Annotated in this window: 17 protein-coding genes and 1 pseudogene; 7 read left to right on the plus strand and 11 right to left on the minus strand. The window is 60.0% G+C overall.

The features are described 5' to 3' along the window. Positions 1–161: 161 nt before the first annotated feature. Together ACZ1GU_RS04970 and thiL are read right to left on the minus strand one after the other, a co-directional pair. Positions 162–2,277, minus strand: a pseudogene (locus ACZ1GU_RS04970) (sodium-translocating pyrophosphatase). A 164-nt stretch (positions 2,278–2,441) separates the two neighbouring features. Beyond that, complete coding sequence (gene thiL, locus ACZ1GU_RS04975; RefSeq protein WP_472646983.1) at positions 2,442–3,383, minus strand: thiamine-phosphate kinase; 942 nt, start codon at positions 3,381–3,383, stop codon at positions 2,442–2,444. A 60-nt stretch (positions 3,384–3,443) separates the two neighbouring features. On the opposite strand from thiL, the gene ACZ1GU_RS04980 reads away from it, so the two are divergent. Then, positions 3,444–4,421 carry an alpha/beta hydrolase gene (locus ACZ1GU_RS04980; protein WP_472646984.1) on the plus strand — a complete coding sequence of 326 codons (978 nt, stop codon included), beginning with the start codon at positions 3,444–3,446 and terminating at the stop codon, positions 4,419–4,421. On the opposite strand, the gene nusB is transcribed toward ACZ1GU_RS04980, so the two are convergent. Genes nusB through hisG form a run of 3 tightly spaced genes read right to left on the minus strand, consistent with a single transcriptional unit; the run spans position 4,418 to position 6,848 of the window. Next, a complete protein-coding gene (gene nusB / locus ACZ1GU_RS04985; protein ID WP_472646985.1) occupies positions 4,418–4,885 on the minus strand; it encodes a transcription antitermination factor NusB in 468 nt (155 codons plus the stop codon). The genes ACZ1GU_RS04980 and nusB overlap by 4 nt on opposite strands. Further along, positions 4,882–6,174, minus strand: a complete 1,293-nt coding sequence (gene hisD / locus ACZ1GU_RS04990) for a histidinol dehydrogenase (RefSeq protein WP_472646986.1) — start codon at positions 6,172–6,174, stop codon at positions 4,882–4,884. The genes nusB and hisD overlap by 4 nt, the downstream gene beginning before the upstream one ends. Then, a complete protein-coding gene (gene hisG, locus ACZ1GU_RS04995; protein WP_472646987.1) occupies positions 6,174–6,848 on the minus strand; it encodes an ATP phosphoribosyltransferase in 675 nt (224 codons plus the stop codon). Before hisG ends, hisD begins: the two co-directional genes overlap by 1 nt. A gap of 101 nt (positions 6,849–6,949) precedes the next feature. Here hisG and ACZ1GU_RS05000 point away from each other — a divergent pair, with 101 nt between their 5' ends. Both ACZ1GU_RS05000 and ACZ1GU_RS05005 read left to right on the plus strand, forming a co-directional pair. Beyond that, complete coding sequence (locus ACZ1GU_RS05000; protein ID WP_472646988.1) at positions 6,950–8,014, plus strand: DUF2332 domain-containing protein; 1,065 nt, start codon at positions 6,950–6,952, stop codon at positions 8,012–8,014. 41 nt (positions 8,015–8,055) lie between these two features. Next, complete coding sequence (locus ACZ1GU_RS05005) at positions 8,056–8,556, plus strand: hypothetical protein (RefSeq protein WP_472646989.1); 501 nt, start codon at positions 8,056–8,058, stop codon at positions 8,554–8,556. On the opposite strand, the gene ACZ1GU_RS05010 is transcribed toward ACZ1GU_RS05005, so the two are convergent. Next, complete coding sequence (locus ACZ1GU_RS05010; RefSeq protein WP_472646990.1) at positions 8,517–9,404, minus strand: alpha/beta fold hydrolase; 888 nt, start codon at positions 9,402–9,404, stop codon at positions 8,517–8,519. The genes ACZ1GU_RS05005 and ACZ1GU_RS05010 overlap by 40 nt on opposite strands. 132 nt (positions 9,405–9,536) lie before the next feature. Here ACZ1GU_RS05010 and ACZ1GU_RS05015 point away from each other — a divergent pair, with 132 nt between their 5' ends. Both ACZ1GU_RS05015 and ACZ1GU_RS05020 read left to right on the plus strand, forming a co-directional pair. After that, a complete protein-coding gene (locus tag ACZ1GU_RS05015; RefSeq protein ID WP_472646991.1) occupies positions 9,537–10,229 on the plus strand; it encodes a TetR/AcrR family transcriptional regulator in 693 nt (230 codons plus the stop codon). Beyond that, complete coding sequence (locus ACZ1GU_RS05020) at positions 10,217–10,525, plus strand: hypothetical protein (protein ID WP_472646992.1); 309 nt, start codon at positions 10,217–10,219, stop codon at positions 10,523–10,525. Before ACZ1GU_RS05015 ends, ACZ1GU_RS05020 begins: the two co-directional genes overlap by 13 nt. On the opposite strand, the gene ACZ1GU_RS05025 is transcribed toward ACZ1GU_RS05020, so the two are convergent. The 3 genes from ACZ1GU_RS05025 to ACZ1GU_RS05035 form a co-directional block, all read right to left on the minus strand. Then, a complete protein-coding gene (locus ACZ1GU_RS05025; RefSeq protein ID WP_472646993.1) occupies positions 10,495–11,304 on the minus strand; it encodes an SDR family NAD(P)-dependent oxidoreductase in 810 nt (269 codons plus the stop codon). The genes ACZ1GU_RS05020 and ACZ1GU_RS05025 overlap by 31 nt on opposite strands. Before the next feature lie 12 nt (positions 11,305–11,316). Then, positions 11,317–12,153, minus strand: a complete 837-nt coding sequence (locus tag ACZ1GU_RS05030; protein WP_472646994.1) for a helix-turn-helix domain-containing protein — start codon at positions 12,151–12,153, stop codon at positions 11,317–11,319. Between the two features lie 144 nt (positions 12,154–12,297). Continuing rightward, complete coding sequence (locus tag ACZ1GU_RS05035; protein WP_472648714.1) at positions 12,298–12,540, minus strand: BolA family protein; 243 nt, start codon at positions 12,538–12,540, stop codon at positions 12,298–12,300. A gap of 74 nt (positions 12,541–12,614) precedes the next feature. On the opposite strand from ACZ1GU_RS05035, the gene ACZ1GU_RS05040 reads away from it, so the two are divergent. Continuing rightward, positions 12,615–13,208 (plus strand): J domain-containing protein, encoded by a 594-nt coding sequence (locus ACZ1GU_RS05040; RefSeq protein ID WP_472646995.1) that lies wholly within the window; start codon positions 12,615–12,617, stop codon positions 13,206–13,208. A gap of 9 nt (positions 13,209–13,217) precedes the next feature. On the opposite strand, the gene ACZ1GU_RS05045 is transcribed toward ACZ1GU_RS05040, so the two are convergent. Together ACZ1GU_RS05045 and ACZ1GU_RS05050 are read right to left on the minus strand one after the other, a co-directional pair. Then, complete coding sequence (locus ACZ1GU_RS05045) at positions 13,218–13,577, minus strand: DUF1428 domain-containing protein (protein ID WP_472646996.1); 360 nt, start codon at positions 13,575–13,577, stop codon at positions 13,218–13,220. Between the two features lie 61 nt (positions 13,578–13,638). After that, the gene (locus tag ACZ1GU_RS05050) at positions 13,639–14,484 is read right to left on the minus strand and encodes an oxygenase MpaB family protein (protein WP_472646997.1); all 846 of its coding nucleotides are present in this window, start codon (positions 14,482–14,484) and stop codon (positions 13,639–13,641) included. Between the two features lie 105 nt (positions 14,485–14,589). Here ACZ1GU_RS05050 and ACZ1GU_RS05055 point away from each other — a divergent pair, with 105 nt between their 5' ends. Continuing rightward, the gene (locus ACZ1GU_RS05055; RefSeq protein ID WP_472646998.1) at positions 14,590–15,582 is read left to right on the plus strand and encodes an AAA family ATPase; all 993 of its coding nucleotides are present in this window, start codon (positions 14,590–14,592) and stop codon (positions 15,580–15,582) included. Positions 15,583–15,636 lie beyond the last annotated feature (54 nt).

Raw genomic sequence — 15,636 nt, forward strand, 5'->3', positions numbered from 1 at the left:
AGAGCTAACCCCGCTCCACTTCCCTCCTGATTCCAAAGTTATGCCAAGCGTCGGCGAAAAATCAACCGCCGCGGCATCATCAAAGAAAAACCCCGCCGAGCCTTGGCTCAGCGGGGTTGCGATAGATTCCCCTGCATGAAGCGCAGGTGAAGGTTAGATCATCAATGACCAGCCAAAGCCGCGAGCAGCAGCAGCGCGACGATGTTGGTGATCTTGATCATCGGGTTCACGTACCGGACCTGCGGTGTCCTTGTAAGGGTCGCCAACAGTGTCGCCAGTCACAGCAGCCTTGTGAGCTTCCGAGCCCTTCCCGCCGTGATTGCCGTCTTCGATGTACTTCTTCGCATTGTCCCATGCGCCGCCGCCAGCGGTCATGGAAAGCGCGACGAACAGACCGCCGACGATCACGCCGAGCAGCAACGCTCCAAGTGCGGCGAAGGCCTCGTTCTGGCCCGCAATGAAGTAGATCACGTAATACGTGACGATCGGTGCGAGCACCGGAAGCAGTGACGGAATGATCATCTCCTTGATCGCAGCCTTGGTCACCAGGTCGACCGTGCGGGCATAGTTCGGACGGCTGGTGCCCTCCATAATGCCCGGGTCGTTCGCGAACTGGTCACGCACATCGACAACTACGTCGCCAGCTGCGCGGCCCACGGCGGTCATGCCCATCGCACCGAACAGGTACGGGAGCAGCGCGCCCAGCAGCAGGCCGACGATCACGTAAGGATTCTCGAGGCTGAAATTGACTTCAGCGGTCGGGAAATACTCACGAAGGTCAGCGGTGTAGGCTGCGAACAGCACGAGCGCTGCAAGACCAGCTGAGCCAATGGCATAACCCTTGGTCACGGCCTTGGTGGTGTTACCCACCGCGTCGAGCAGGTCGGTCTTTTCACGGACGCTCTCGTCCAGGCCCGCCATCTCGGCGATGCCGCCCGCATTGTCCGTAACCGGACCGTAAGCGTCGAGCGCCACAACCATGCCAGCCAGCGCAAGCATCGCGGTCGCACCAAAGGCGAGGCCAAGGAGGCCAGCCAGCTGATACGCGCCGATGATGGCTGCGATGATGACGATGGTTGGCAGAGCGGTCGATTCAAGGCTGATCGCCAGACCCTGGATCACGTTCGTGCCGTGGCCCGTTTCCGAAGCTTTGGCAATCGAGCGGACCGGACGGAAATTCGTGCCGGTGTAGTATTCGGTGATCCAGATGATGATGCCGGTCAGCGCCAGGCCGATCAGCGAGCAGTAGAACAGGTCACGACCGGTGAACTCGACCATGCCGAGGCCCGGATTGAGGACGGTGTTCATATCTGCGCCAACGGTTCCAAGCGCGTGCGCGGTTGCGAACCAAATCAGCGGGATCGCCAGCACGGCAGTCACGATGAATCCTTTGTACATCGCGCCCATGACGTTGGTGCCATTGCCGAGACGCACAAAGTAGGTGCCGATGATCGAGGTGACGATACATGCACCGCCGATGAGAAGCGGAAGCGCCATCAATGGCAGAAGCAAGTCACCGATATTGGTGAGCAGCAGCGCCATCAGAACCATGGTCGCACCGACGGTGACAACATAGGTTTCGAACAAGTCAGCCGCCATACCAGCGCAGTCGCCGACATTGTCGCCCACATTGTCGGCGATGGTCGCCGGGTTGCGGGGGTCATCCTCCGGGATCGACGCTTCGACTTTACCGACAAGGTCGGCGCCCACGTCAGCAGCCTTGGTGAAGATACCGCCGCCAAGACGCGCGAAGATCGAAATCAGCGAGGCGCCGAAGGCAAGGCCGACGAGACCGTCGATCACGGTGCGGCTGTTCACAGCCTCAGCCATCGGTCCGACCAGGACGTAGAAGAAGACGGCGATTGCCAAGAGAGCGAGACCAGCAACCAGAAGGCCGGTGATCGCGCCTGCGCGGAATGCGATGGTGAGGCCGTTTTGCAGCCCTTTTTCAGCCGCAGCAGCGGTACGGACGTTCGAGCGAACCGAGATGTTCATCCCGATATAGCCCGCGACGCCAGAAAGCACCGCGCCGACTACGAAGCCGACCGCCGGAACCAAGCCGAGGAACGCCCCGACCAGCACCGCAGCGATCACACCAACGATGCCGATCGTGGTGTATTGACGGTTGAGATAGGCCTGCGCGCCTTCCTGAATCGCTCCCGCGATTTCCTGCATTTTTGCGTTCCCGGCATCAGCGCCGAGAACCTGGCGGCTGGTGATGATGCCGTAAACAACGGCGAGCAGTCCCAGCCCGATTGAAATTAGTATGAGCTCCACGGAAATAATCCCCTCTTCCAAAGCGTGGAAAAAACGCCCCGATTGAGAACGGGGCGGTTAGGCGCGTGTGGCTATAGCGGTTGGTCCGAGGTGACAAGGGCGTAAAGCGTGCCATTCGTCGGATTTGTGCGGTTTGGCGGCTTTAGCAAGGAGCCGAGGCGCGATCAGCCGTGCTGATAGCCGAGCGGTTGGGCCTCATCAGCAGGCTTGCCGTCGATAAGCAGAGCATGCTCTCCGCGAGCCGTGACCGAGCCGATGCGTGTTGCTGCGACGGGCAGCTTCGCGCCGGCTGGAGCGGTAAAGAGCAGCGCGTAATCATCGCCCCATGAGCAGGCAGTTCTTCGCATTGGCCAACCGTTGCTCATCACATCCAACTGATTGCCTTGCCTCGCTACCTCGATGAATTGTTCTGAGTGTGGCACATCGTCTTGCACAAGGTTCAGGGTCACTGTGCTTGCGTGAGCAAGACGCGCGGCGTCCAGGAACAAACCGTCCGACACGTCCATCATCGCGGTTACGTGGGGTGCCAGTCGCTGACCTTGCTCAAGCAAAGGAGTGGGCCTGAGGAATGCATCGAGGAACAGTGGATCTGCGTTAAACCCGCATTCCTCGTATTTCGTCAGTTGATAGCCAAGGAACGCATTTCCAATTTCGCCGCATAAGAACACGTCATCACCAACCTCCGCGCCCGAGCGGCTGGGAACGGGCGTGTGGCTGGCTCGACCAAGCGCAGTGAGGCCAAGAGTTTGCGGTCCATCAGCGGCGATTGTGTCTCCGCCGAGCAGCGGCACGTCGTATTTAATCAGAACCTCGTTCAGCCCTTCAATGAAGCGCTCGTCACCCTTGCCGAGCGAATGCCCCAGCAAGACGCCGATGGGCTCCGCGCCCTTGGCCGCGAGGTCGGAGAGATTGGTCGCAACCAGCTTCCACGCGACATCCGCCATATCTTGATCGGGCAACCAATGGGTGCCTTCCGCCATCATGTCGTGCGTTATGACGAGCGTTTCGCCGCCGACTTCCAGAACCGCGCAATCATCCTCGATCCCGCGCGCACCAGGATGGAGCGGCAGGTTGCGAAGAGCAGCTATGAAGTCGGTTTCGTTCATGGCTTCCAATTGGGAGCAAGGCACGGCATCACAGGCGCTCCTTGCACCGGAGAATTGCTGATGTCACGTCTGATTGGTCTCGCTTGCATTGCACTTGCAGCGGCGTTTCTGCCTTCCGGCAATGTCATTGCGCAGGAGACGGACAAGCCGGCTGTGCCTCAAGTGTCGGCTGGATCAATCGTCTGGTGGGAAGATTTCGCCCCCGCTGAAGCTGTCGGTGTTGGCGATATATGGATATGGCTACCGCCAAGCTACGAAAGCGAGGACGCCAAGCGCTTTCCGGTCCTTTACATGCATGACGGGCAGAACATTTTTGATCGGCGGTTGACCAATTACGACAAGGAATGGGCGGTCGATGAGGCGATCGCGCGCATGGCGCTGCGCGGGGATTTGCGCGAATGGATCGTCGTCGGCCTGCGCAGTCCGGAAAATCGGTATCAGACGCTCTTCCCGCAAAAAGTCTTCGATTATCTGCCCGAAGATCAACAGCGCCGGGTGACCGAGATTGACCTGGCTGGGATCGCCGCAGGCCTGCCTTTGACCGGCGATGCCTATGCCCGGATGCTTGCAGTCGACCTCAAAGCCAAGATTGATGCCGAATTTCGTACGCTCGCAGGGCCAGGCGACACGGCTGTGATGGGGTCATCAATGGGTGGACTGATCAGCCTATATGTGATCGGCGAATACCCGCACGTGTTCGGTCAGGCAGCAGGGCTCTCAACTCATTTGCCGCTCTCTGATCCTGAAGGCGGAGACCCTGAGAGCCGCGCGGCCGAAGTCGCCGAAGCGTTCCGTTCGTACTTTGCTCAGACCAAGCTGGATCCGGCGCGCAACCGGATTTATGTCGATCATGGCACGGCGACGCTCGACCAGTATTACCCACCCTATTTCAAAGCGTTCGACGCGATGATGGAGGGTCTTGGCTGGCGGCAACCGTCGTTCGAAAGCCGGGTCTTCATCGGCGCCGAGCATGAGGAAAACGCGTGGGCGCAGCGGATCGATATCCCGCTGTCCTTCCTTGACGCGTCTGACCCTTAGGCGCGAACCTCTTTGCTTACTGCATCCAAAATGCCGTTCACGAACTTCGCCTCGCGGTCATCGAAGAAGGCTTTTGCCACATCGACATATTCGTTGATTGCCGCGGCAGGAGGCACATCGGCGCGGGCGATCAGTTCGTAGACGCCCGCGCGCAGCACTTGCACCATAGTCTTGTCGAGCCGCGCGATAGTCCAGCCCTCGGCAAGTTTGCTCAGCAGCAGCGCGTCGATCTCTTCGCGGCGGGCATCGACCCCGCGCACAATATCATCGAAGAAGTCGACCTCCGCGTCGGCAAAAACCTCGCCATCATGGTCTTCATCGTCGACTTCGCGGCCCAGCCGGTGCTGGTGAAATTCGTTGAGCAGTTTGGCGGTTGCTGTGCCTTCCATTTGCTGCTGGTACAGCGCCTGGACGGCGGCGAGGCGCGCGGTCGAGCGGGCCTGGGAACGGGCGGGCGTATTCATTTGAGGCGAAGCTCCACGGATTTGGCATGCGCGGGCAGACCCTCGGCGTGGGCGAGGGTGGCCGCAGCGGGACCGATCGCGGCAAAGGCCTCGTCGTCCAATGAGATAAAGCTGGTGCGCTTCATGAAATCGAGCACGGATAGGCCACTGGAAAAACGCGCGCGCCGTCCGGTTGGCAGCACGTGGTTTGGCCCGGCAACATAGTCACCGACCGCTTCCGGTGTCATCCGGCCCAAGAACACGCTGCCTGCATGTTTGATGTTTGCGAACAAAGCTTCGGGGTCGGCGACCGCCAGTTCGACGTGCTCAGCAGCTAGCCTGTCGGCGAGGGCAGGGGCCTCTTCCTCGAGGTTCTCGACCAGAATGATGACGCCATGATCGTCCCAGCTTTGCTTGGCGGTTTTGCCGGTGGCCAATTGCGAGATCTGAACAGTCACGCGGTCTTCGACTTGCGCTGCGCAGGTCGCGTCATTGGTGATCAGGATCGATTGCGACGTCGGATCATGCTCGGCCTGGCTCAGCAGATCTGCTGCGATCCAATCGGGATCGTTGTTGCAATCTGCGATTACCAGGATTTCGCTCGGACCCGCGACCATGTCGATGCCGACCACGCCGTAAAGCTGGCGCTTGGCCTCTGCGACATAGGCATTGCCAGGGCCGGTGATGACATCGACTGGCTTGATCCGTTCTGTGCCATAGGCCAGCGCACCGACTGCCTGTGCGCCGCCAACGCGCCAAATCTCGCTGACTCCAGCGACGTGAGCCGCCGCGAGGACAAGCGGGTTCGAATTGCCCTTTGGCGTTGGCGTGACAACCACGATCCGTTCAACCCCTGCGACTTTGGCAGGGATGGCGTTCATCAGGAGCGAGGAAGGATAGGCCGCGCGACCGCCGGGCACATAGAGCCCGACCGCGTCGACAGCGCGCCAGACCGCGCCCTGGCGCACGCCATCCTCGTCGGTGAAGTCACGGTTCGCCGGGATCTGGTCGCGGTGGTAGGCCTCGATCCGCCGCGCGGCGAGGTCAAGTGCATCGCGCAGCTCTCCATCGAGCGCCTTGTACGCTTGTTCGCAGCGCTCAGGCGAAATCGACCAGTCATCATCCGTGTTGAGCGAGTGGCCATCAAAGCGCTGGCTATACTCAATCAGCGCAGCATCGCCGCGCGATTTCACTTGCGCAAGGATGTCCGACACTTTGCCAGAGACATTCTCACCGCTCTCGCGCCGCGCATTGACGATCGCGGCAAAACGCTTTTCAAAATCGGCGTCTTTGGTCGAAAGCTTTTGCATCACGCAGCGTCCTTATCGGCGCCACCGCTGACGGCTCTGAAAGCGTTTACTAGATCGGCGACCCGCTGATCGGTTTTGAGCGCCGCGCGGTTGACGATCAGGCGCGCAGAGATGTCGATGATCTTGGACGTTTCAACGAGGCCGTTCTGCTTCAGCGTCGCGCCGGTAGAGACCAGATCGACAATCTGGCGCGCAAGACCGAGCACCGGTGCCAGCTCCATCGCGCCGTTGAGCTTCACGCATTCGGCCTGAATGCCTTGGAGTTCGAAATGGCGGCGGGTCAGGCTCGGATATTTGGTCGCGACCCGCAAGTGGCTCGATGTGCCATGCGGCGCAGTGTCATCAGCGAGCCGCGCGACCGACAAACGGCAGTGTCCGATATCAAGATCGACCGGTGCATAAAGATCGGCGTAATCGAACTCCTCGATCACGTCGGAACCGACAATCCCCACCTGCGCAGCGCCATGCGCCACGAACGTCGCCACATCGAATGCGCGCACCCGGATGAGTCGCATATCGGCGCGATTTGTGCCAAAGCTCAAAGAGCGGTTGGCCTTGTCGTGGAACGCGGCCTCGGGCTCCACCCCCGCACGCGCCATCACAGGCAGCGCTTCATCAAGAATGCGCCCCTTGGGAATAGCAAAGGTGAGCTGGCCAGGATTGTCAGTTGTCATTGCGAGGCGGCACTTAGGCATTGCACCGGCAAAGGGCAACATGCGCGAGCCAAGGCTCATGCGCTTTTGCGAGGCCGACATGAGTGAAGGAGAAACGTTGAATGGACAAACCGGCGATCATGGAACTCGATGATTTTTCCGCAGCGCTCGATTGGCAGGCGACCCATGCGGATGAAAACGGCGCTCCCTGCACGGCGCGGATCGTGCGTGCGCTAGAGGCTGTGGCGAAAGGGGAGACGACAGTTGCCGAGCGCATGACCAATTGGCCGGGTTTGACTTTGAAAGACGCGATGCCGCTGCGGATTGCGGGCGGGCTGCATTACCTCAAGCTGTCGGGCGTGGATGAACGGCTCGCGCCGGTCTACGCAGGCGAGATCACCGATCAGACCGAGGTTGATGCTTTGGTTTGTGCCGTGGTCGAAGCGCACGATGCGGCGCTTGTTCCATGGTTCGATGGGCCACCGCAGACCAATGAAGCCGGGCGCTCTGCAAGCATTATGGCGGGTCTGCTTTGGCTGGCCGAGCGCGTGCCGGCGCGGTTCGACATGTTCGAACTGGGCGCAAGTGCAGGCGTCAACACCATGATGGACCGGTATTTTTACCGGTTGGGCGATACCGAAGCGGGGCCGGCGAGCTCGCCCATGCAGATCAAGCCGGAATGGCGCGGCGCGTCACCTCCGCAGGTCGATTTCGAGATCATCGGTATCCGTGGCTGCGATGTCAGCACGATCGATTTGAGCGATGCCGACGCGGCTTTGCGGCTCAAAAGCTATGTCTGGCCCGACGCTTTGGAGCGCATGAAGCGCATTGACGCGGCGATCCAGCTTGCGGGCGAGCGCGCGCCGGACCTCACGCAAATGGACGCCGGTGATTTCGTGCGCGAACAATTGGCGCGGCTGCAAGACGCGGGCACGACCCGCGTCATGTTTCATTCGATCATGTGGCAATATATGCCCGCCGAAACGCAAAGCGCGATCACGCGGGCGAAGGAAGAGGCTGGAGCGCAGGCAAGCGCTGGTAAACCGCTGGCCTGGGTATCGCTAGAAACCGACCCGGCGACCTTCCGGCACGAATTGCGCGTGCGATATTGGCCGGAAGGCGAACAGGAAGTGTGCCTCGCCCACGCTCACCCGCACGGCGCCTGGGTTGATTGGAGCGGGAAATAATAGAGTTGCAAATCGAAACCTAATTCGCTATGTCGTGGCTCATGACGACGAAACTACCCTACGCTGACCTGTCGCTCGACGCCGCACTCGCTGAGTTCCGCAAGGAGCATGGCCTTGACCAAAAATACGCCGTGATGCGGGCTGAAGCGCAGCTCCACTTTGAGCGGCATGATATCGTGCACGTACTGTTCGGGCTCGACACGTCGATCAGACAGGAAGCGCAGGCGGATGGGTGGACGCTGTTCGGGACCGACATTTCAGGCCGCGACATTCGCGATTTTTTCAAGCTGCCTGAAGAACAGGAGCTGATTAAAGACGTCGGCCTATTGACGATTGCGCGCGGTTATCTGGCGGCCATCGTCGATTATCCGCGCATCGCGTGGCAATCGCGCAAATTGCATAAGAAGTGGCGTTGGTCTGACAACCGCGCCTATCGTGATTGGTCAGTATCAGCCATCCGAGAGGAATTCGGGATCGGTACGAGCGCTAAAAGCCTGAAGCATCAGCGCGCAAGGAACTCTTCCATCGCAGCGTTGACCTGATCGGGCGCTTCCCACGGCACGAAATGCCCGCAATCGGGCACTTGCTTGATCGTCAAATCGTCAATGATCTCGTCGAGCCCTTCGAGATTCTCGGCAGGCAAAGCGAGGTCGTCCATCGCCCAAATGACGAGTGTCGGGATGGTCAGGTTTGGCAGCTCCGGCCCGACGTAGTCTGACGGTATCTCGAACGGTTCATCCATTGTCGGCACGGCGATCGGGCTCGCGCGGTAATAGTTGATCATGCCGAAGGCCGCGTCGCGGTTCTGCCAATCGCGCAGCAGAGCCTCGCGCTCTTCCGGTTCCATCGCCGCCGGGCGATCCCACTTGACCTCCTGCAACATTAGCCCGGTAAGCCCTTGATCCTTGATCAGCGCATCATTCTCGGTGTCCTTGAACCCGCGAATATACTGGCTCGCCTCGCGCTGGCCGGGATGGGTGTAGAGCAGCTTTTGGAAGATCAGTGGGTGCGGAGCGTTGGCGATAATCGCGCGATCGACCCGTGCGTGCTGGCCGCCCAAAGCGACGCCCCAGGCAATCGCTCCGCCCCAATCGTGGCCGACAATCGTGAATGTCGGGATCGCGAGCGTGTCCGCCAGCAGGAAGATGTCACCGATCAATTTGTCGGGAGTGTAGGCCTCGACCTCCTGCGGCTTGGACGAGCTACGATAGCCGCGTTGATCCGGCGCGATGCAGCGATAGCGGTCCGAGAAATGCGCGATCTGATGGCGCCAGGTGCGGTGGCTTTCGGGAAAGCCGTGAAGAAAGATCAACACCGGTGCATCGACCGGTCCTTCGTCAACAATGTTGAGGTGAATGCCGTTGGGCAAGTGAACGCGCTTTTGTTCCATCCCGTGAATGTGACGCGAAGCCGAGCAATTGGCCAGTGCCTTTGATGACTTGTATAAGAATGACCGTTCTGATATTGCCTGCGCATGCCAAGACCCCGCTCTTCAGAACGCCAGGATGTGCTTGACCGGGCCATGCGTGCTTTTTGGGCCAACGGCTATTCGGCGACGTCGATGGCCGAACTTGTCGAAACAACCGGGTCGACGCGGCAATCGATCTACGGGGATTTCGGCAGCAAGCATGGGCTCTACACCGCGTGTTTTGAGACCTATCAGAGCGAGGTCGTAACTCCGGCGCTGGAGCCGTTTGCTGATGGGACGCGCGGAATTTCGGCTATCGCGGACTATTTCGAAATCCAGATCAGCCGCGCAGAGCGCATCGGGCTGCCCGGACCGGGCTGTATGGTTGGCAATGCGACGACAGAACGCGGCGCAAGCGATCCTGAGATTGCAGAGCTCGTCCAGCAGCACCATGACCGGCTGGCGAGTGCATTCGCCAAAGCGCTGCCCGACAGTCTTGCCGACATACGCCGCGCGGAACTTGCCCAATTCCTCGTCTTGGCTGCCCAGGGGCTCTGGGCGATGTCGCGTGTCGCGAGTTCGAGTCGAGCCTCTGCGCGCGCAGGCGGCAACAATAGTCTCAATCTTGGAACGGGAGTGCAGGCATGCAGCCTAACTATCCAGCGGAGGGCTCGTTCAAACTGGCGCTCCTGCTCAATTTCTTCTGGATCAACGTCTCGGAGGTCGCGCGCTATTTCCTCGTGGTTCGCCCGCAGCTCCACGCTGCGTTTCCCGAGCGGCCCGAGATCGCGCAGATGGACTGGGTGATTTTTTCGATCTGGGGTGTCTGGGATCTTATCCTGATCCTCGCAGCGACGGGTTTCTTCTGGATCTGGCTTGGGCGATTTGGCGCGTCGATCCGGCAAGTGATCCTCGCTGCGAGCGCCTTTACTGTGACCGTATTTGGACTGCTCTGGTTGGGCGTCGCCAATATGGGGCTCGCGCCCTATTCAATGATCGCTGTCGCTTTGCCATTGGCGTGGCTCGAACAGGTTATCGCCTGCGGGATTGTGGCCTGGGCGATGAAGCGCGATCAATCCTCCGCTTCCATGCGCTCCATATAGCCGCTGGCGACCATGCCCGCCATTTGATCGAACAGCGCCTCTGGCGTGCGGCGCAATTCGCCCATTTCCAATTCCGCCCCTTTTGCGACGATGATCTCGCGCTCGCCCTTCGCGATGCCATCAAGCATAGTTTTGGCGGCTTCATCAGCGGGAATGCCATTATCGATCACGTCGTCGCTGCGCCCACGCTTTGCGCCGTCTGCGGTGAGAGCATTGCGCGCGACATTGGTCGCGACCGAGCCGGGATAGATCATGTGCACATTGACCCCGCTCTGGCTCAGCTCGGCGCGCAAGGCGTCGCCATATCCGGCGAGGCCGAACTTCACCGCGCTGTAGGCTGTGCGCATCGGGACGCCGACTTTGCCCGCTATGGATGAGATAAAGGCCAAACCGCCCGAGCCTCGCTGGACCATATGGCCGATCAAACCTTGGCTGAAGGCGATTTGCGCGGTCAGGTCAATGTCGATGATGTCGCGGTAAACCTGCATGTCGGTTTTGAGCGCGCGGCTGCGCTGCGAGACCCCTGCATTGGCAAAGGCGAGGTCAACGCCCCGCCATGAAGTCGCCGTTTCTATGGCTTCGGCCAAGGCTTTATCGTCGCGCACATCGAAAGGCAGGATCAGGTTGTCGCCGCAATCGCCCGCAACCTCTTCGAGCCGCTTTTCATCACGACCGGACAGGATGACATGCGCACCGCGCCCCGCAACATCGCGCGCCAGGGCGGCGCCAATTCCCGATGACGCGCCGGTGATCCAGACGACTTTGCCTTTGAAATGCATAGTTCTGCCTTCCTAATCCTCGAACTTGCTCTCTTCACGCAGCTTTAGGCCCGCTGTTTGCAGCGGTGTAAAGGCTTTCTTGAACTGGCCGGGTGTCATCTGAGCAAAGCGCTTAAACTCGCGGTTCAGGTGCGATTGGTCGGTGAAGCGCAGCTCTCGCAAATCGGCCTCGCTTGGCGTGCTGAACCCTCTGATCGCAGCTGCGAGGTCAAGGAACCGGCTGCGTCGCATCACTGACTTGGGCGTCAGGCCAAAATGCTGTTTGCAGCGCCGCTCCATCTGCCGGACAGACAACCCGATCTCGTGCGCGGCATCTTCAATCATCATAGTGGAGTTGGTTCGCGAAATTCGCTCGAACTTTGCCATCGCTTTATCGGGTTCCGGACGACCAAGCTCTTCGATACGCCCAAGTATGGCTTTTTCCATCGCCGCGACTTTCGCATCGTCATCGGGCGCGGCTTCGACGTCCTTGAGCATTCCTTGGAAGTTGACGCCCGACAGGGCTTCCATCGGGATCAGGCGGTCGACGAATTCGGTGTGGTCTCGCCGCGCGACACAGCGCCACGCGCTTGGCCGGATCGCGAATCCGGCGACGGCAAAGCTCCCCTGCACGCGAACGCGGAACGGAAATTCATTCGACCCGAAGAAGAGCGCTTTGCTGGGCCGGGACCATTCGCCGGGCGCGACTTCTCCGACCCATTCGCCCTTCAACAGGCAGCGAACGAAGGCGGTCTCAGCGAGTAAAAAATCTTCTATTATGAAGTCGTCGGGCAGTTCGGCTTCGAACACGTAGAAACGCCTGACATAGGGTTTGAGCCGCTCAGACGGAAGGTAGGTACGCGATAGCAACACCTGTCCACCTTCTCCCCAACAACCCGTCGCCCGCTTTCAGGGGCGCTCCTGTTCTAGCTGGCGAGTATTAGGGGCTTAAATCAGCGAAATTGCAAGAGAAGCTATGAGTTGACGAACTTCACGCTGCGGCTTGGGGCTTCGTCAAGGCGCGCTGGCCTTGATTGCAACGGCGTGCACGCGCTCTCCGACGATATCGCCCAATGCGGCGATCACCGCGCGTTGACGCGCCAGGCGATTCATGTCTGCAAAGGCCGCTGCTTCGATCACGATCGTGAAGTGCGATTCCCCGCTGCCATCATCGCCGACATGGCCGGAATGCTGCGCGCTGTCATTGATGACTTCGAGCTTTGTGGGGTTGAAAGCCGCGGCCAGCAACTCGGTCATTTCAGCTTGGATCGTTCCGCTCACTGGTAATTGTCCCTTGGATTTTGCCGGGGAAGTCCCCATGCTTAGCGCTTATGCGCTCAATGAAATTTCATGGCCGTCATGAAGACGAAAACCGCATTTGTGAAGCGCCAGGGTGCGCCGAGGCCGGCGAATTCAGAGCGCCCGGCAGGCAGCCTAACGGGTTTGACGGGCCGGGCACCTGGCGCTGGTTCTGCCTCCAGCATGTGCGTGAATTTAATGACGGGTATGACTGGTTTGAAGGGATGAGCGCGGAAGAAATCCTTCAAGCGCAATCGCCCGCGAGCGGCTGGAAGACCGAAAGCCCCAGTTTCAGACCGACCGCAGGCGTCGATGGAATGCCGCGCTGGGCCGATTTCGACGATCCGCTCGATGCGATTTCTGCGCGCGCGAACGGGATCAAGAGCCGCGCCCAGCGCGAGGCGCAAATGGCGATGGACGGGCGGTTCTCCAAAGAGGAAGCGGTCGCACTTGAGACGATGGGGCTTGGGCTTAATGCCGACCGGCGACGCTTGAGACGCCGCTATTCAGAGCTCGTTCGCCGCTATCACCCGGACCGCAATGGGGGTGACCGCAAATACGAAGCGCGGCTCGGCCAAGTGGTCGAAGCCTATCAATTGCTGCGAAAAAGCGCGGTGTTTGGGTGAGGCTGGGAGCTAGCGCCCCCGCGTTAGTACCGGTGTAAACTCGCCAAAGATCAGTCGTGATCCATCAAAGGGCGGATCGCCTTCGGGATAGCCTTCGAAGCCTTCGCCTTTGCCCATCGCTTCCTTGGCTTTGTCGAGGGTTTCCTTATCCGGCCAGATCACCCAGCCGGCGACGATCCTCTCCCCATCGGGCGCGGCAACGGCTTTGCGCATGTCGGTATTCTTGCCTTCGGGTACGTTGGATTCCCAAGCTTCCATAACTTCCAAGGCGCCGTGCTTCATCGACCAATCGGCCATGAATTCTGCGGCTTCCTTGTAGGCTTCGCGATTGTCCTCGCTCACTGAAAGCAGTGCTACGGCAACATACATATCCATCTCCCTCCAGACGATTCTGTCGCGGGAGGCATATCACGATTGCGATGGTGCCGGGTCAGTTTTGTTTGAACGCCCAGCGTAGGGTGCGGCCCATTCCCCATGTCGCGGCCCGCGCGGGCAGGGCTGCAAGGCCGGGGCGGGCGAGGCCCAGCATATTGCGGCTCCAATCAGGCAGCATGGCGACGGCATCCGCGCCAAGCATGGCTTGCAGGCCCGGCGGCGTGCCTTGGGGCCGCTGGGTCAGCACCAATTGCGCAACCTCGCGCGCCTCGAGGGAAGGGCGCAAATCCATGCGCAATTCACGGAACAGAGCGTCGGCCTCAGCGCGGGTTTCAGGCACGGGTTCTGCGCCGAGCGCGCGGGCAATCACCGCGAATTGCCGGTAGTATTCGTCTTGCTCGGCCCGCGGCATATCGGGCCGGACATGGCGCATATAGCCCGCAAGGAAGCTCTGCGCTTCGGCAACATGCACCCATGCGAGGGTGCGCGGGTCGCTCGCGACATAAGGCGATCCGTCGGGCAGGGTGCCAGTCACTTGCGCATGAATGCCATTGACCCGCTCTATCGCCGCCATCGCCCGGTCGCGGTGGCCGAAGGTGGTGACCGCGATGAACTTCGCGGTGCGGCGCAAGCGCCCGTGCATATCCTCGCGAAAGTTTGAATGGTCGAGCACCCCCTGCAAGGCATGCGGGTGAAGCATTTGCAGCAGCAGGCTGCGAATGCCGCCGGTCATCATCCCGACCAGATCGGCATGCACCATGCGGATTGGCGAATCGCGCTCGAACAAAGCCTCATCCGAAGGCGGCTCCGGCTTTTGCCCAGCGCTCGCATCGTTGAATACAGCGCGCACCTGTTCAACCAGTTTAAGCCGGAAGGCTTCGAGGGGATCGGGGCGCGCCATTGCGCATCTGATATAGTGTCCAAACGCACCATTCAAATTGGTAGCATCAAAAAACTTACCCGCATGCTTGCAGCTTCGCGCGCGCCGTTATAGGCGAGCATTGCAATGAGCTCTCCATTACACACCAGCTTCGATCAAAGCGCTGAAACGCTGATCCCCGAACCCGATACCACGGTCGATGTGCGCGACACATTCGGTATTGATATTGATTGGCAAGTGCCCGCCTTCAGCCTGTCGGATGAGCACGTGCCGGAGCTCGATGAAAGCTATGTGTTCGACCCCGACACCACGCTGGCGATCCTTGCAGGCTTTGCCCACAATCGCCGCGTGATGGTCCAGGGCTATCACGGCACGGGTAAATCAACGCATATCGAACAGGTGGCCGCGCGCCTTAAATGGCCGAGCATTCGCGTGAACCTGGACGCACATATCAGCCGGATCGATCTGGTCGGGCGCGATGCGATTGTGTTGAAAGACGGCCTGCAGGTCACGGAATTTAAAGAAGGCATTCTGCCCTATGCTTTGCAGCATCCGGTCGCGCTGACCTTTGACGAATATGATGCGGGTCGCCCCGACGTGATGTTCGTTATCCAGCGGATTCTCGAATTTGATGGCCGGCTGACGCTGCTCGACCAAAACCGCGTGATCACACCGAACCCGTGGTTCCGCCTGTTCGCGACGACCAACACCGTTGGCCTGGGCGATACAAGCGGGCTCTATCACGGTACGCAGGCGATCAACCAGGCGCAGATGGACCGCTGGAATATCGTGGTTGCGCTCAACTATCTGCCTGCCGAGACCGAGCAGAACATTGTCAAATCCAAGGCTCCTGAAGCCGACGACGCTCTGGTCGCGGATATGGTCAAAGTGGCCGAGCTGACGCGGCAGGGCTTTATGAACGGCGATATCTCGACCGTGATGAGCCCGCGCACGGTCATTACGTGGGCGCAGAACGCGGCGATCTTCAACTCGGTCGGGTTCGCCTTCCGCCTGTCGTTCCTCAACAAATGCGATGAGGCCGAGCGGGTGCTGGTGAGTGAATACTACCAGCGCGTCTTCAACGAAGATCTGCCCGAAAGCGCCGCAAAGAGCGCGTGAGGTCGCCGCGCAAGAAAGCACTCGCTTTCACTGTGTTAATAGTGTAACACACTA

Source organism: Erythrobacter sp. HA7-11 (assembly GCF_055693605.1).

Coding starts and splice junctions, on each gene's coding strand:
- ACZ1GU_RS05000 (WP_472646988.1), top strand. CDS start 6,950: ATGGACAAACCGGCGATCATGGAACTCGATGATTTTTCCGCAGCGCTC.
- hisG (WP_472646987.1), bottom strand. CDS start 6,848: ATGACAACTGACAATCCTGGCCAGCTCACCTTTGCTATTCCCAAGGGG.
- ACZ1GU_RS05015 (WP_472646991.1), top strand. CDS start 9,537: ATGCGTGCTTTTTGGGCCAACGGCTATTCGGCGACGTCGATGGCCGAA.
- ACZ1GU_RS05020 (WP_472646992.1), top strand. CDS start 10,217: ATGGACTGGGTGATTTTTTCGATCTGGGGTGTCTGGGATCTTATCCTG.
- nusB (WP_472646985.1), bottom strand. CDS start 4,885: ATGAATACGCCCGCCCGTTCCCAGGCCCGCTCGACCGCGCGCCTCGCC.
- ACZ1GU_RS05050 (WP_472646997.1), bottom strand. CDS start 14,484: ATGGCGCGCCCCGATCCCCTCGAAGCCTTCCGGCTTAAACTGGTTGAA.
- ACZ1GU_RS05045 (WP_472646996.1), bottom strand. CDS start 13,577: ATGTATGTTGCCGTAGCACTGCTTTCAGTGAGCGAGGACAATCGCGAA.
- ACZ1GU_RS05040 (WP_472646995.1), top strand. CDS start 12,615: ATGCGCTCAATGAAATTTCATGGCCGTCATGAAGACGAAAACCGCATT.
- ACZ1GU_RS04980 (WP_472646984.1), top strand. CDS start 3,444: ATGTCACGTCTGATTGGTCTCGCTTGCATTGCACTTGCAGCGGCGTTT.
- ACZ1GU_RS05005 (WP_472646989.1), top strand. CDS start 8,056: ATGACGACGAAACTACCCTACGCTGACCTGTCGCTCGACGCCGCACTC.
- ACZ1GU_RS05055 (WP_472646998.1), top strand. CDS start 14,590: ATGAGCTCTCCATTACACACCAGCTTCGATCAAAGCGCTGAAACGCTG.
- thiL (WP_472646983.1), bottom strand. CDS start 3,383: ATGAACGAAACCGACTTCATAGCTGCTCTTCGCAACCTGCCGCTCCAT.
- ACZ1GU_RS05025 (WP_472646993.1), bottom strand. CDS start 11,304: ATGCATTTCAAAGGCAAAGTCGTCTGGATCACCGGCGCGTCATCGGGA.
- ACZ1GU_RS05035 (WP_472648714.1), bottom strand. CDS start 12,540: ATGACCGAGTTGCTGGCCGCGGCTTTCAACCCCACAAAGCTCGAAGTC.
- ACZ1GU_RS05010 (WP_472646990.1), bottom strand. CDS start 9,404: ATGGAACAAAAGCGCGTTCACTTGCCCAACGGCATTCACCTCAACATT.
- hisD (WP_472646986.1), bottom strand. CDS start 6,174: ATGCAAAAGCTTTCGACCAAAGACGCCGATTTTGAAAAGCGTTTTGCC.